The organism is Mycobacterium aquaticum, assembly GCF_002086485.1.
Classification (GTDB): domain Bacteria; phylum Actinomycetota; class Actinomycetes; order Mycobacteriales; family Mycobacteriaceae; genus Mycobacterium; species Mycobacterium aquaticum.
In genome coordinates this window covers 1-15,494 of the sequence record NZ_MVHF01000045.1, presented here as the reverse complement: position 1 = coordinate 15,494, position 15,494 = coordinate 1, and the positions used below count along the sequence as shown (strand labels likewise).

7 protein-coding genes are annotated in these 15,494 nt (G+C 68.2%); all 7 read left to right on the top strand.

What is annotated here, in order from left to right:
- Nucleotides 1-23: 23 nt before the first annotated feature.
- Complete coding sequence (locus BST13_RS30305) at nt 24-428, top strand: Fur family transcriptional regulator (RefSeq protein WP_083168881.1); 405 nt, start codon at nt 24-26, stop codon at nt 426-428.
- 35 nt (nt 429-463) lie between these two features.
- Entirely contained in the window at nt 464-2,665 is a 2,202-nt protein-coding gene (gene katG, locus BST13_RS30300; protein WP_083168787.1) for a catalase/peroxidase HPI, read from the top strand.
- Nucleotides 2,666-2,788: 123 nt separating this feature from the next.
- The gene (gene dprE2, locus BST13_RS30295) at nt 2,789-3,553 is read left to right on the top strand and encodes a decaprenylphospho-beta-D-erythro-pentofuranosid-2-ulose 2-reductase (RefSeq protein WP_083168786.1); all 765 of its coding nucleotides are present in this window, start codon (nt 2,789-2,791) and stop codon (nt 3,551-3,553) included.
- A gap of 146 nt (nt 3,554-3,699) precedes the next feature.
- Nucleotides 3,700-5,550, top strand: a complete 1,851-nt coding sequence (locus tag BST13_RS30290; RefSeq protein ID WP_083168879.1) for a galactan 5-O-arabinofuranosyltransferase — start codon at nt 3,700-3,702, stop codon at nt 5,548-5,550.
- Entirely contained in the window at nt 5,540-8,794 is a 3,255-nt protein-coding gene (locus BST13_RS30285) for an arabinosyltransferase domain-containing protein (RefSeq protein ID WP_083168784.1), read from the top strand. The genes BST13_RS30290 and BST13_RS30285 overlap by 11 nt, the downstream gene beginning before the upstream one ends.
- A gap of 72 nt (nt 8,795-8,866) precedes the next feature.
- Nucleotides 8,867-12,157, top strand: coding sequence for an arabinosyltransferase domain-containing protein (locus BST13_RS30280; RefSeq protein WP_211296219.1), 3,291 nt, complete (start codon nt 8,867-8,869; stop codon nt 12,155-12,157).
- Nucleotides 12,154-15,372: an arabinosyltransferase domain-containing protein gene (locus tag BST13_RS30275; RefSeq protein ID WP_083168783.1), complete on the top strand. Its 3,219-nt coding sequence runs from the start codon at nt 12,154-12,156 to the stop codon at nt 15,370-15,372. Before BST13_RS30280 ends, BST13_RS30275 begins: the two co-directional genes overlap by 4 nt.
- Nucleotides 15,373-15,494: the final 122 nt, after the last annotated feature.

Sequence of the window (15,494 nt, the reverse complement as noted above, 5' to 3'; positions counted from 1 at the left end):
CGACGACTGCGGACTTCCAGCAGATGCTGCGGGCCGCCGACATGCGAGTCACGCGCCCCCGGGTAGCGGTGCTCACAGCGGTCCACGCGCATCCTCACGCCGACACGGATTCCATCATTCGTGCGGTGCGTGACGAACTGCCCGAGGTGTCCCACCAAGCCGTCTACGACTCGCTGCACGCGTTGACCGCGGCGCGTCTGGTGCGGCGGATCCAACCCTCCGGATCCGTGGCTCGCTACGAGTCCCGGATCGGCGACAACCACCACCACGTCGTGTGCCGTGGGTGTGGCGCCATCGCCGACGTCGACTGTGCGGTCGGTACAGCCCCCTGTCTGACCGCGTCAGAAGACCATGGCTTCGAGATCGATGAAGCCGAGGTCATCTACTGGGGCACCTGCCCCGAATGTTCCATTGCTCCAATTGGATAACCGTTTCAATCGCACCAGCCCGGAAAGGATTTGTCATGGCTGAAGCCGAAACCCATCCCCCCATTGGTGAAGCTCAAACCGAACCCGCCGAAAGCGGTTGCCCCATGCGGATCAAGCCTCCCGTCGAGGGCGGCAGCAACCGCGACTGGTGGCCCAACGCCGTCAATCTCAAGATCCTGCAGAAGAATCCGCCCGCGATCGACCCGACCGACGAGGGCTACAACTACCGCGAGGAAGTCAAGACCCTCGATTTCGAGGCGTTCGAGCGCGACTTCGATGAGCTGCTGACCAACTCGCAGGACTGGTGGCCCGCCGACTTCGGCCACTACGGACCGCTTTTCATCCGTATGTCGTGGCACGCGGCAGGCACCTACCGCGTCGAGGACGGCCGTGGTGGCGGCGGGCGCGGCATGCAGCGCTTCGCCCCGCTGAACAGCTGGCCGGACAACGTCAGCCTGGACAAGGCCCGCCGTCTGCTGTGGCCGCTGAAGAAGAAGTACGGCAAGAAGATCTCGTGGTCCGACCTCATCGTCTACGCGGGCAACCGCGCGATGGAGCACATGGGCTTCAAGACCGCGGGCTTCGCATTCGGCCGCCCGGACTTCTGGGAGCCCGAAGAGGACATCTACTGGGGCGCCGAGCACGAGTGGCTGGGCTCGCAGGAGCGTTACTCCGGCAGTGACCGCACCAAGCTGGAGAACCCGCTGGCGGCCAGCCACATGGGCCTGATCTACGTCAATCCCGAAGGGCCCGAAGGTAACCCGGACTACCTGGCAGCTGCCATCGACATCCGCGAGACCTTCGGCCGCATGGCGATGAACGACGTCGAGACCGCGGCACTGATCGTCGGTGGCCACACCTTCGGCAAGACCCACGGCGCCACCGACATCGAGAACGGCGTGGAGCCCGAGGCTGCCCCGCTGGAGCAGATGGGTCTCGGCTGGGCCAACCCGGGCGTCGGCAACGACACCGTCAGCAGCGGCCTCGAGGTGACCTGGACCCACACCCCCACCAAGTGGGACAACTCGTTCCTGGAGATCCTCTACAGCAACGAGTGGGAGCTGACCAAGAGCCCCGCGGGCGCCAACCAGTGGAAGCCCAAGGACAACGGCTGGGCCAACTCGGTGCCGATGGCCCAGGGCAACGGCAAGACCCACCCGTCGATGCTGACCACCGACCTGTCGATGCGGTTCGACCCCATCTACGGCGAGATCACCCGCCGCTGGCTGGATCACCCCGAAGAGCTGGCCGAGGAATACGCCAAGGCCTGGTTCAAGCTGCTGCACCGCGACATGGGACCGGTTGTCCGTTACCTCGGACCGCTGGTGCCGAAGCAGACCTGGCTGTGGCAGGACGTCGTGCCTGCCGGAAAGACGCTGTCCGACGCCGATGTCGCCACGCTCAAGGCGGCCATCGCGGACTCGGGTCTGACCGTGCAGCAGCTGGTCGACACCGCGTGGAAGGCGGCGGCGTCGTACCGCTCCAGTGACATGCGTGGCGGTGCCAACGGCGGCCGCATCCGGCTGCAGCCGCAGCTCGGCTGGGAGGTCAACGAGCCCGATGAGCTGGCTCAGGTGATCCGCAAGCTCGAGGAGATCCAGGTCGCGTCCGACACCGGTGTGTCCTTCGCCGACCTGGTGGTCCTCGGCGGTGTCGTCGGCCTCGAGAAGGCGATCAAGGACGCCGGGTTCGACGTCGCGGTGCCGTTCACCTCGGGTCGTGGCGACGCCACTCAGGAGCAGACCGACGTCGAGTCGTTCGCCTACCTGGAGCCCAAGGGCGACGGTTTCCGCAACTACGTGGGCAAGGGCGACAGCCTGCCTGCCGAGTACCGGCTGATCGACCGGGCCAACCTGCTCGGTCTGACGGCTCCCGAGATGACCGTGCTGATCGGCGGTCTGCGGGTGCTCGGCGCCAACCACGGTGGCTCGGACCTCGGAGTGTTGACGGACCGCAAGGGTCAGCTGACCAACGACTACTTCGTCAATCTCACCGACATGGGCACCAAGTGGGCACCGGCCCCGGCCGATGACGGCACCTACGTCGGCACCGACCGCGCCACCGGTTCCCCCAAGTGGACCGCCAGCCGGGTCGACCTGCTCTTCGGCTCGAACTCGCAGCTGCGGGCCCTGGCCGAGGTGTACGCCGAGGACGACGCGCGCGAGAAGTTCGTCAAGGACTTCATCGCGGCGTGGACCAAGGTGATGAACAACGATCGGTTCGACCTCGAGGTCTGATCCGTACCCACCTGGACGCCCAGGCCGGCACTGCGCCGGCCTGGGCGTTCGGCGTTCGGGTCTGCAAAAAAGGCCGCACGGTACCCTCGTCACGATGTCCCCCGAGGCTTGGAGCTGCGCTAGATGGTGTTCGACGCCGTAGGTAACCCCCAGACAATTCTGCTGCTCGGCGGCACTTCTGAGATCGGGCTGGCGATCTGTGAGCGCTATCTGCGCGACTCTCCCGCCCGCATCGTGCTGGCCGCGCTGCCCGACGACCCGGGCCGCGACGCCGCGGTGGCTCAGATGCGCGCCGCGGGCGCCAAGGACGTGGAGGTGATCGACTTCGACGCCGTCGACACCGCCGGCCACCCCGCGGTCATCGACAAGGCTTTCGCCGGGGGTGACGTGGACGTCGCGATCGTGGCGTTCGGGCTGCTGGGCGACGCCGAGGAGTTGTGGCAGAACCAGCGCAAGGCCGTGCAGATCGCCGAGATCAACTACACCGCAGCCGTTTCCGTCGGTGTTCTGGTCGGCGAGAAGATGCGGGCCCAGGGCTACGGCCGCATCATCGCGATGAGCTCCGCAGCGGGCGAGCGGGTGCGTCGCTCCAACTTCGTCTACGGCTCCACCAAGGCCGGTCTGGACGGCTTCTATCTCGGCCTCGGTGAGGCGCTGCGGGAGTTCGGTGTCCGCGTGCTGGTGATCCGGCCCGGCCAGGTGCGCACCCGGATGAGCGCGCACGTCAAGGAAGCCCCGCTGACCGTCGACAAGGAATACGTCGCCGAGCTGGCGGTCACCGCCTCGGCCAAGGGCAAGGAGCTGGTCTGGGCGCCAGGGGCGTTCCGCTACGTGATGATGGTGTTGCGGCACATCCCGCGGCCCATCTTCCGTAGGCTTCCCATCTGATGCCGGCCGGATCTCCACCCCGCACGCGAGGAGGACTTGAAGCACCCCGCACGCGAGGAGGACTTGAAACACCCCGCACGCGAGGAGGACTTGAAACACCCCGCACGCGAGGAGGACTTGAAACTCCGGCCGGGGTGATCGGCCAGATGGTCATCGCCGTGCTGATCGCCTCGGTGGTCGCCGGGGTCTCGATCACCGCGATCGCCCGGGTCCAGTGGCCGGCCTACAACACCTCCAACCAGCTGCACGCGCTCACCACGGTGGGCCAGTTCGCTTGTCTGGCAGGGCTTTTCGCGTCCGGCCTGATCTGGCGTCGGGGTCGGCGCACCCTGGCCCGGCTGGCCGCACTGGTCTTCCTGTCGGCGTTCTCGGTGGTCACGCTCGCGATGCCGCTCGGCGCCACCAAGCTGTACCTGTTCGGGGTTTCGGTCGACCAGCAGTTCCGCACCGAGTACCTGACGCGGCTCGCCGACAGCCCCGGCCTGCACGACATGACGTACTTCGGGCTGCCGCCCTATTACCCGGCCGGCTGGTTCTGGATCGGTGGCCGCATCGCCGCAGGCACCGGGACCCCGGCCTGGGAGATGTTCAAGCCGTGGGCCATCAGCTCCATCACCATCGCCGCGGCGCTGGCCCTCGTGCTGTGGGCGGCCATGGTCCGGTTCGAGTACGCGCTGATCGTGACGACGGCCAGTACGGCGGCGATGCTGGCCTACTCCACCACCGAGCCGTACGCCGCGATCATCACCGTGCTGCTGCCGCCGGTGTTGGTGTTGGCGTGGTCGGGACTACGAGGCAAAACCCGCAACGGCGGGTGGGCCGCGATCGTCGGCACCGGCATATTCCTCGGTGTCGCCGCCCTGTTCTACACCCTGCTCTTCATCTACTGCGCCTTCACGCTGACCATCATGGGCCTGCTGCTGGCGGCCACCCGCAGGCATTGGGACCCCCTGCTGCGGCTGGCAGTCATCGCAGGGATCTCCGGCGTCATCGCGCTGCTCACGTGGGGCCCGTATCTGATCGCCGCGGCCAAGGGCCACCCCGCCGACAAAGGCACCGCCCAGCACTACCTGCCCGATGCCGGGGCCCAGCTGACCTTCCCGATGCTGAGCTTCACGCTGCTCGGCGCGCTGTGCATGGTCGGCACGCTGTGGCTGGTGGTGCGAGCGCGCACATCGACACGCGCGGGCGCACTGGCCTTCGGCGTTGTCGCGATCTACGCCTGGTCACTGCTGTCGATGCTGACCACGCTCGTCGGCACCACCCTGTTGTCGTTCCGGCTGCAGTCCATGCTGACCGTGCTGTTGACCACCGCGGGCGCGTTCGGGTTCATCGAAGCGACGCTCGCGATCGCGCGCCGCTACCAGCCGGAAACGAGGCGGCGCATCATCGCGGTGGCCGCGACGATCGGCACGATCGGCGGGCTGACCTTCAGCCAGGACATCCCCGACGTGCTGCGCCCGGATATCAACGTGGCCTACACCGACACCGACGGCACGGGCGTGCGGGCCGACCGCAGACCGCCCGGCGCCGAGCAGTACTACCGCGCGGTCGACGCCAAGATCCTCGAGGTCACGGGTGTCCCCCGCAACCAGACCGTGGTGCTCACCGCCGACTACAGCTTCCTGTCGTACTACCCGTACTACGGATTCCAGGGGCTGACGTCGCACTACGCCAACCCGCTGGCCCAGTTCAAGGAACGCGCGGGCACCATCGAGGGCTGGGGCACGCTGAGCACCGCCGACCAGTTCATCAAGGCGCTCGACGAACTGCCGTGGAAAGCGCCAACGGTGTTCCTGATGCGCCGCGGCGCGGGCGATACCTACACCCTGCGGTTGGCCTCGGATGTCTACCCGAACCAACCCAACGTGCGCCGTTATCACGTCGAACTGAACTCGGCGCTGTTCCATGATCCGCGGTTCGACCTGTCGGATGTCGGGCCGTTCGTGCTGGCCATCCGCAAGCCTGACCAGAAAGCGACTCCCGATGGCCGTTGACGCGCCGATAGCATCAAACCCCGTGATCGCTACGGGCGCCAACCACCGGACAGCGCGGCTGATCGCCATCGTTGCCGGTCTGCTCGGCGCGATCATGGCCATCGCCACCCCGCTGCTGCCGGTCACCCAGACCACCGCGCAGCTCAACTGGCCGCAGAACGGCACCTGGCAGAGCGTCAACGCCCCCCTGATCGGGTACGTCGCAACCGATCTGACCATCAACGTGCCGTGCCAGGCCGCCGCGGGGCTGGCCGGCCCGGACAACCGTGACCGCACCGTGCTGCTGTCGACGGTGCCCAAGCAGGCACCCAAGGCCGTCGACCGCGGACTGCTCATCGAACGCGTCAACAACGACCTGCTGGTCATCGTCCGCAACACCCCGGTGGTCAGCGCCCCACTGGACCGGGTGCTCAGCCCGGCCTGCAAGTATCTGACCTTCACCGCGCACGCCGACAAGGTGACCGGCGAGTTCGTCGGGCTCACCCAGGGACCGTCGAGCGATCCGTCCCGGGATCCCAACGCGCCGCTGCGCGGTGAGCGCGGCGGCTACGACTTCCGCCCGCAGATCATCGGCGTCTTCACCGACCTGTCCGGCCCCGCGCCACAGGGTTTGACGTTCTCGGCCACCATCGACACGCGGTACAGCAGCTCACCCACGCTGCTCAAGATGCTGGCGATGATCATCGGCGTCGTCATGACCGTCGTGGCGCTGGGTGCCCTGCACGTGCTCGACGCCGCCGACGGCGTCCGACAGCGACGCTTCCTACCCCCGCGCTGGTGGTCGGTGTCGCTGCTGGACGGCCTGGTCAGCGCCGTGCTGGTGTGGTGGCATTTCGTCGGCTCCAACACCTCCGACGACGGCTACATCCTGACCATGGCCCGGGTGTCCGAACACGCCGGCTACATGGCCAACTACTACCGCTGGTTCGGCACCCCCGAGGCACCGTTCGGTTGGTACTACGACCTGCTGGCGCTGTGGGCGCACGTCAGCACCGCCAGTGCGTGGCTGCGGTTGCCGACGCTGCTGATGGCACTGGCCTGTTGGTGGGTGATCAGCCGCGAGGTCATCCCGCGACTCGGGCATGCCGTCAAACAGAGTCGGGCAGCGGCCTGGACCGCAGCCGGGTTGTTCCTGGCGTTCTGGCTGCCCCTGAACAACGGGCTGCGCCCCGAGCCGATCATCGCCCTCGGCATCCTGCTGACCTGGTGTTCGGTGGAACGCGGCGTGGCCACCAACCGGATGCTGCCGGTGGCCATCGCCATCATCATCGGCGCGTTGACCCTGTTCTCCGGGCCCACCGGCATCGCCGCTGTCGGCGCCCTGCTGGTGGCCGTCGGACCGCTGAAAACCATTGTGGCCCGGCATACTTCGCGCTTCGGGCATCTGGCGCTGCTGGCACCGATCCTGGCCGCGTGCACCGTCACCATCATCCTGATCTTCCGGGACCAGACACTGGTCGGTGAGATCCAGGCCAGCTCCTTCAAGTCGACCGTGGGCCCGAGCCTGGCCTGGTTCGACGAACACATCCGTTACGAGCGGCTGTTCACCACCAGTCCGGACGGCTCGGTGGCCCGACGCTTCGGCGTGCTGACTCTGCTTCTGGCGCTTGCGGTTTCGGTCGCCATGTCGCTGCGCAAGGGCCGCGTGCCCGGCACCGCGGCGGGCCCGAGCCGGCGCATCATCGGCATCACGATCATCTCGTTCTTCGCGATGATGTTCACCCCCACCAAGTGGACGCACCACTTCGGCGTGTTCGCCGGGCTGGCCGGCTCGCTGGGCGCGCTGGCCGCCGTGGCGGTGACGGCCGCGGCGATGAAGTCCCGCCGCAACCGGGCCATGTTCGGCGCTGCGGTGCTGTTCGTGACGGCACTGTCGTTCGCGACCGTCAACGGCTGGTGGTACGTCTCCAACTTCGGTGTGCCGTGGTCGAACTCGTTCCCGCAGTGGCACTTCGGCTTCACTACGATCCTGCTGGGCTTCTCGGTGCTGGCCTTGTTGCTCGCCGCGTGGTTCCACTTCACCGGACGCGACGAGTCCCCCGACGGGCCACCGGGCCGATGGCAACGGCTGGCGCAGGCCCCGCTCGCGATCGCGACATGGGTGCTGGTGATGTTCGAGGTGTTGTCGCTGACGCTGGCGATGACCGACCAGTACCCGGCCTGGTCGGTGGGCCGCTCCAATCTGGAGGCGCTGACCGGCAAGACCTGCGGGCTGGCCAGCGACGTGATGGTCGAGGAGAACACCAACGCTGGTGGGCTGACACCCATCGACCAGCCGTCCGGCCAGGCGCTCGGCGCGGTCACCTCACAGGGCTTCACCCCCAACGGCATACCGTCGGACGTCTCGGCGGACCCGGTGATGGAACAGCCCGGCTCCACCAACTTCGCCGACACCGAATCGGGCACCACGACCGCCACCGAAGGCGGCACCGAGGGCGGCACCACCGCCGCGGCAGGCGTCAACGGGTCGCGCGCGCGGCTGCCCTTCGGACTGGACCCCGCGACCACCCCGGTGCTGGGCAGCTGGCGCGCGGGCACTCAGATCCCCTCGTCGCTGCGCTCGGCCTGGTACCGGTTGCCGAACCGCGACACCGCCGGGCCGCTGCTGGTCGTCTCGGCCGCCGGGCGGTTCAACGCGGGCGAGGTCGTGGTGCAGTGGGCCACCGACGAGCAGGCCGCGGCCGACCGGCCCGGCGGCAGCCTCGGCTTCGCCGACGTCGGCGCCGCCCCGGCGTGGCGCAACCTGCGCGCGCCGATGGCGGCCATTCCGCGCGAGGCCACCCAGATCCGGCTGGTCGCCACCGACGACGACCTGGCCCCGCAGCACTGGATCGCGGTGACCCCGCCGCGGATCCCCACCTTGCGCACCCTGCAGGACGTGGTGGGTTCGACCGATCCGGTGATGCTGGACTGGCTGGTGGGCCTGGCCTTCCCGTGCCAGCGGCCGTTCGGCCACCAGTACGGCGTGATCGAGGTGCCGAAGTGGCGCATCCTGCCAGACCGGTTCGGCGCGGAGGCCAACTCCCCGGTGATGGACTACCTGGGTGGCGGGCCGCTGGGCATCACCGAGTTGATGTTCCGGGCCGCGACGGTGCCGACCTATCTCAAGGGCGACTGGTTCCGGGACTGGGGTTCGTTGCAGCGGCTGACGCCGTGGTACACCGACGCCGTGCCTGCCCGGCTCGACCTGGGCGCCGCCACCCGCAGCGGGTGGTGGAGCCCGGCTCCGCTGCGGCACAGCTGAGCGGTCACGAGTCGGTGACCATGCGGCAGGGCGGACAGGTGCTCACATGTGGGTCGCATACCATCGAGCCTCGTGCCGGGCGATGAGCGACATGAACCAGAGACAGCGAGTGAAGCCACTGATCGGTCCCGCATCGCACGCCTGATCGCGATCATCGCCGGCGTCGTCGGTGTGGTGCTGTGCGGTCTGGTACCCCTGCTGCCGGTCAGCCAAACCACCGCGACCATCCTGTGGCCGCAGGGCACCGGCGCCGACGGCAACATCACCGACATCACGGCGCCGCTGGTGTCCGGGGCCCCGCACTCCCTCGACGTGTCGATCCCGTGCACCGCTGTGAGCACCCTGCCCCCGGCCGGTGGGCTGGTGTTCTCGACCATCCCGCCCGGCGGTATCGACGCCACCCGCAACGGCCTGTTCGTCCGGGCCACCGCCGACACCGTCTTCGTCGCCTTCCGCGACACCGTCACCGCGGTGGCCCCGCGGGCCGCGGTGGCCTCCGGCGCCTGCAGTGCGCTGCACGTGTGGGCCAACCTCGGTGGCGTCGGCGCGGACTTCGCAGGCATCCCTGGCGCCACCGGGACCGCGGCCGTCGAGAAGAAGCCGCAGGTGGCCGGGGTGTTCACCGAGCTGAAGGTGGGACCGCAGGCGGGTCTGTCCGCCCGCGTGGACGTGGACACCCGGTTCATCACCAAACCGACCGCGCTCAAGATGCTGGTGATGGTGCTCGGCGTGGCCTGCGTCGTGGCCTCGATCGTGGCGCTGGCCGTGCTGGACCGCCGCGGTGGCAGACGGGTCCCGAATGCGTGGCGCCGGTTCCTGCGGGTGCCGGTCGCGACGTGGATCGCCGACGCGGGCGTCGTCGGGACACTGCTGCTGTGGCACGTCATCGGAGCCATCTCCTCCGACGACGGCTACAACCTCACCATCGCGCGGGTGTCCGCCGATGCCGGGTACAACGCCAACTACTTCCGTTACTTCGGCACCAGTGAAGCGCCGTTCGACTGGTACCAGTCCGTGCTCGCGCATTTGGCGGCGATCAGCACCGCGGGCGTGTGGATGCGGTTGCCCGCCACCTTGGCAGGCATCGCGACGTGGCTGCTGCTGAGCCGCTGGGTGCTGCCGAGGCTCGGCCGTCGCATGGCCACCAACCGCATCGCGGTGTGGACGGCAGGCGCGGTGTTCGTGGCCGCGTGGCTGCCGTTCAACAACGGCCTGCGGCCCGAACCGCTGATCGCGTTCGGCGTGCTCGCGGTGTGGGCGCTCATAGAAAACACGATCGCGAGCCACCGGATCTGGCCTGCGTGCCTTGCCATCATCGTGGCGATGTTCAGCGTGACGCTCGCCCCGCAGGGCCTCATCGCGCTGGCCCCGCTGTTGGTCGGCGCCCGCGCCGTCGTCGGCATCATCCGCGCCCGGCGCATCGCGCTGCCCGCAGTGGCGGGCCTGGCCGGCTCGGCGGCCCTGGTGTTCGTCATCGTCTTCCGCGATCAGACCCTGGCCACCGTCGCCGAAGCGGCCCGCATCAAATACACCGTCGGGCCGACCATCTCCTGGTACCAGGAGTTCCTGCGCTACTACTTCCTCACCGTGGAAGATTCCGTCGATAGTTCGCTGACGCGGCGGTTCGCGGTGCTGACCATGCTCCTGTGCCTGTTCGGCATGATGGCCGTGCTGCTGCGCAAGGGCCGGGTGCCCGGATTGGCCAGCGGCCCGGTGTGGCGGCTGCTCGGCGTCACCGCAATCGGCCTGCTACTGCTGCATTTCACCCCCACCAAGTGGGCCGTGCAGTTCGGCGAGTTCGCCGGGCTGGCCGGTGCGCTCGGAGGGGTGACGGCGTTCGCGTTCGCCCTGGTCGGACTGCACAGCCGACGCAACCTCGCGCTGTACGTGACGGCGTTGCTGTTCGTGCTGGCCTGGGCCACATCGGGCATCAACGGCTGGTTCTACATCGGCAACTACGGTGTGCCGTGGTTCGACCGCCAACCTGTGATCGCCGGGCATCCGGTGACGTCGATGTTCCTGGTGCTGGCCATCATCACGGGTGTGCTGGCCGGCTGGCTGCACTTCCGCATCGACTACGCCGGGCACACCGAAGTGGCGAACACCCGGCGCAACCGCGTGCTGGCCTCCACACCGCTGCTCGTGGTCGCCATCATCATGGTCGTGCTCGAGGTCGGCTCGATGGCCAAGGGCTTTGTCCAGCGCTACCCCGTCTACACCACAGCGGCAGCCAACGTGCGGACGCTGGCCTCGGGGCTCTCGAACACCAGCTGCGCGATGGCCGACGACGTGCTGGTGGAGGCCGACACCAACGCAGGCATGCTGCAACCGGTGCCCGGCCAGACCTACGGCGAGTACGGACCGCTCGGCGGTGAGAACCCGGTCGGGTTCAATCCGAACGGGATCAGCGACACGCTCGAACCGCCGAAACCCGTCGTCGCCAACCCCGGCACCGTGAACTCCGACGGCTCACCCAACAAGCCCAACGTCGGCATCGCCTATGCCGCGGGCACCGGTGGCGGCTACGGTCCGGTCGGCGTCAACGGATCCCGCGTGTTCTTGCCGTTCGGCCTCGACCCCGCCCGCACTCCGGTGATGGGCAGCTACAAGGAGAACACCGTCGCCGCCAAGGCCACCTCGGCCTGGTACCAGCTGCCGCCACGCAGCCCCGACCGGCCGCTCGTCACGGTCGCGGCCGCCGGTGCCATCTGGTACTACGACGAAGAGCACGAGTTCCACTACGGGCAGTCGCTCAAGCTGCAGTGGGGCGTGCACCGTCCCGACGGCAGCTACCAAGCGCTGGACTCGGTGCAACCGATCGACGTGTTCGCCCAGTTCGCCTGGCGCAACCTGCGTTTCCCGCTGGCGTGGGCGCCGCCGGAAGCCAACGTCGCGCGCATCGTCGCCGACGACCCGAACCTCAGCGACGACCAGTGGTTCGGCTTCACCCCGCCGCGGGTGCCGACCCTGCAGACCGCGCAACAGTTCCTCGGTTCTCAGACGCCGATCATGATGGACATCGCGACCGCCGCGAACTTCCCGTGCCAGCGCCCGTTCTCCGAGCACCTCGGTGTCGCCGAGCTGCCGCAGTACCGCATCCTGCCCAACGTCAAGCAAGTGGTGGTGTCGTCGAATATGTGGCAGTCCGCCCAGAAGGGTGGCCCCTTCCTGTTCATCCAGGCGCTGCTGCGCACGTCGACCATTCCGACGTACCTGCGCAACGACTGGTACCGGGACTGGGGCTCGATCGAGAAATACGACCCGGTGGTACCGCCTGAGCTGGCGCCGGTCGCCCACATCGACCAAGGGACCAAGCGAGTGTTCGGCTTCAGCCGGCCCGGACCGATTCGGGCCCTGCCATGACCGCGACCGAACTCAAGCCCGCCGAGAGTGCGCCGACCGCGGCGAAAGACGTGAAGACGGCCCGCTGGGTGGCGATGATCGCCGGGCTGATCGGGTTCATCTGCTCGGCGCTGACGCCGCTGCTGCCGGTGGTGCAGACGACGGCGACGCTGAACTGGCCCCAGCACGGTCAGCTCAACAGCGTCACCGCGCCGCTGATCACCGAGACCCCGGTCAACATGACGGCGACGATCCCGTGTGACCTGATCCGCTCGCTACCGCCCGAGGGTGGCCTGGTGTTCGGCACCGCGCCCAAGGAGGGCAGGCAGGCTCCGCTCAACGCGCTGTTCGTCAACGTCACCAGCAAGCGCGTCGACGTCACCGACCGCAACGTGGTGATCGCGAGTGTGCCGCGGGAGAAAGCGATCGGGCCCCCGGGTTGCTCGCGCATCGAGATCACGTCGTCGGAGGCCGGCACGTTCGCCACGTTCGTGGGGCTCACCGGCACCGACGGCAAGGAGCTGCGCACCGGCTTCGCCGACCCGAACCTGCGGCCGTCGATCGTCGGCGTCTTCACCGAGCTGAGCGGACCTGCGCCGCAAGGTCTTTCGCTGTCCGCGACGATCGACACCCGGTTCACCACGAAACCGACCGCACTCAAGCTGACGGCGATGCTGCTGGGCATCGCGGCCACCGTCATCGCGGTGCTCGCGCTGTGGCGTCTCGACCGGCTCGACGGCCGCCGGATGCACAGCGTGCTCCCCTCGCGGTGGCGCACGTTCACTGCGGTCGACGTGGTGGTGGTCGGCGGATTCCTGGTGTGGCACGTGATCGGCGCCAACTCGTCCGACGACGGCTACATCCTGCAGATGGCCCGCGTGGCCGATCACGCCGGATACATGTCGAACTACTTCCGCTGGTTCGGCAGCCCGGAAGACCCGTTCGGCTGGTTCTACAACCTGCTGGCGCTGATGACCCACGTCAGTGACGCCAGCATCTGGATGCGGCTGCCCGACCTGATCTGCGCCCTGGTGTGCTGGCTGCTGCTCTCCCGCGAGGTGTTACCCCGGCTCGGGCCCGCCGTCATCGCGAGCAAGCCCGCGCTGTGGTCGGCCGGCCTGGTGCTGATGGCCGCCTGGATGCCGTTCAACAACGGTCTGCGTCCCGAGGGCCAGATCGCCACCGGCGCGCTGATCACCTACGTGCTGATCGAACGGGCCATCATCTCCGAACGACTCACTCCCGCGGCGCTGGCGATCATCGCGGCGGCGTTCACGCTCGGTATCCAGCCGACCGGCCTGATCGCCGTGGCGGCGCTGCTGGCCGGTGGCCGCCCCCTGCTGCGCATCCTGGTGCATCGCCGTCGGCGGGTCGGCGTGTGGCCGCTGGTGCTGCCGCTGCTGGCCGCGGGCACCGTGATCCTCACTGTGGTGTTCGCCGACCAGACGCTGGCAACGGTGTTGGAAGCCACCAGGATTCGCACGGCCATCGGTCCGAGCCAGGCCTGGTACACCGAGAATTTGCGGTACTACTACCTGATCCTGCCGACCGTGGACGGCTCCCTGTCGCGCCGGTTCGGTTTCATCATCACCGCGCTGAGCCTGTTCACCTCGATGTTCATCATGTTGCGGCGCAAGCGCGTTCCCGGCGTCGCCCGCGGACCCGTGTGGCGCTTGATGGGCATCATCTTCGCGACCATGTTCTGCCTGATGTTCACCCCGACCAAGTGGGTGCATCACTTCGGCCTGTTCGCCGCCGTGGGCGCCGCGATGGCCGCGGTGGTCACCGTGCTGGCCTCGCCGGTGGTGCTGCGTTCGGCGCGCAACCGCATGGCGTTCACCTCGGCCGTATTGTTCGTGATGGCACTGTGTTTCGCCACCACCAACGGCTGGTGGTACGTCTCCAGCTACGGCGTGCCGTTCAACAACGACAAGCCGGCCATCGGTGGCATCACCGTGAGCGCCATCTTCTTCACGCTGTTCGTCATCACCGCGCTGTGGGCGTTCTGGCTGCATTTCCGACCCGGCACCGAGAGCAGGATGACGCGGCTGCTGACCACGGCACCCGTGCCGGTGGCGGCCGGGTTCATGTGTGTGGTGTTTGTCGGCTCGATGCTCTACGGCGTTGTGCGCCAAGCCGGGACGTACTCCAACGCGTCGTCGAACCTGCAGGCGCTGGCCGGTGGCTGTGGGTTGGCCGACGACGTGCTGGTCGAACCCGACACCAACAACGGCTTCTTGACGCCGCTGCCCGGTGACTACGGCCCACTGGGCCCACTCGGCGGGACGGCACCGACCGGTTTCACACCCAACGGCGTGCCGGATCACATTGTCGCCGAGGCCATCCGGCTGACGGTGCCGATGCCGGGTATCGACGCGGACTGGGATGCTGCGGCCAAGCTGAAGACCCCGGGCATCAACGGGTCGACCGTGCCGCTGCCCTACGGCCTGGATCCGGCTCGGGTGCCGGTGGCAGGCAGCTACGTGGAAGGGCCTGCCCAGCAGGAGAGCAAGCTCGCGTCGGCCTGGTACCAGCTGCCCGCAGCCGACGCCGGGCACCCGCTCGTGGTCGTCACCGCCGCTGGAACCATCACGGGCAACAGCGTTTTCAACGGCCGCACCGAGGGCCAGACCGTCGAGCTGGAGTACGGCCGTCCGGGACCGGGAGGTGCCCCGGTGGCCGCGGGCCGGCTGGTGCCGTACGACCTCGGGCCCATCCCGTCATGGCGCAACCTGCGGTTCGACCGCAGCCAGATCCCGGCCGACGCGACATTCGTGCGCATCATCGCCGAGGACAAGTCGCTGACCCCCGGCGACTGGATCGCCGTCACCCCGCCACGGGTGCCCGAGGTCAAGACCGTGCAGGAGTACATCGGCTCTGAGCAGCCCGTGTTGATGGATTGGGCGGTGGGACTGGCCTTCCCGTGCCAGCACCCGATGCTGCACGCCAACGGCGTCACCGAGATCCCGAAGTTCCGCATCACGCCGGACTACAACGCCAAGATGAAGGACACCGACACCTGGGAGGACGGCCTCAACGGCGGCCTGCTGGGCATCACGGACATTCTTCTAAGGCAACGTGTGATGGCGGCGTACCTGAACAAGGACTGGGGCCGTGATTGGGGCTCACTGCGCAAGTTCGACACCATCGTCGATGCGACACCGGCGCAGATCGAGCTCGGCACCGCCACCCACAGCGGGCTCTACAAGCCGGGCAGGATCCGGATCAAGCCCTAGCGCCTAACGCCGAGCGGCCAGTTAGTGCACGCAGTTTCGCCAATTCGGGCTGTTGCGGAATCGTGTGGGGGTCAGTGCAACGGATCTCGTCAGTGGTGGCGGGTGGCCGGGCCCGAGGTCGG

Excerpts from the sequence above, each read along its gene's own strand:
- BST13_RS30290 (WP_083168879.1), top strand. The coding sequence starts at position 3,700 with ATGGTCATCGCCGTGCTGATCGCCTCGGTGGTCGCCGGGGTCTCGATC.
- katG (WP_083168787.1), top strand. The coding sequence starts at position 464 with ATGGCTGAAGCCGAAACCCATCCCCCCATTGGTGAAGCTCAAACCGAA.
- BST13_RS30275 (WP_083168783.1), top strand. The coding sequence starts at position 12,154 with ATGACCGCGACCGAACTCAAGCCCGCCGAGAGTGCGCCGACCGCGGCG.
- BST13_RS30285 (WP_083168784.1), top strand. The coding sequence starts at position 5,540 with ATGGCCGTTGACGCGCCGATAGCATCAAACCCCGTGATCGCTACGGGC.
- dprE2 (WP_083168786.1), top strand. The coding sequence starts at position 2,789 with ATGGTGTTCGACGCCGTAGGTAACCCCCAGACAATTCTGCTGCTCGGC.
- BST13_RS30305 (WP_083168881.1), top strand. The coding sequence starts at position 24 with ATGCTGCGGGCCGCCGACATGCGAGTCACGCGCCCCCGGGTAGCGGTG.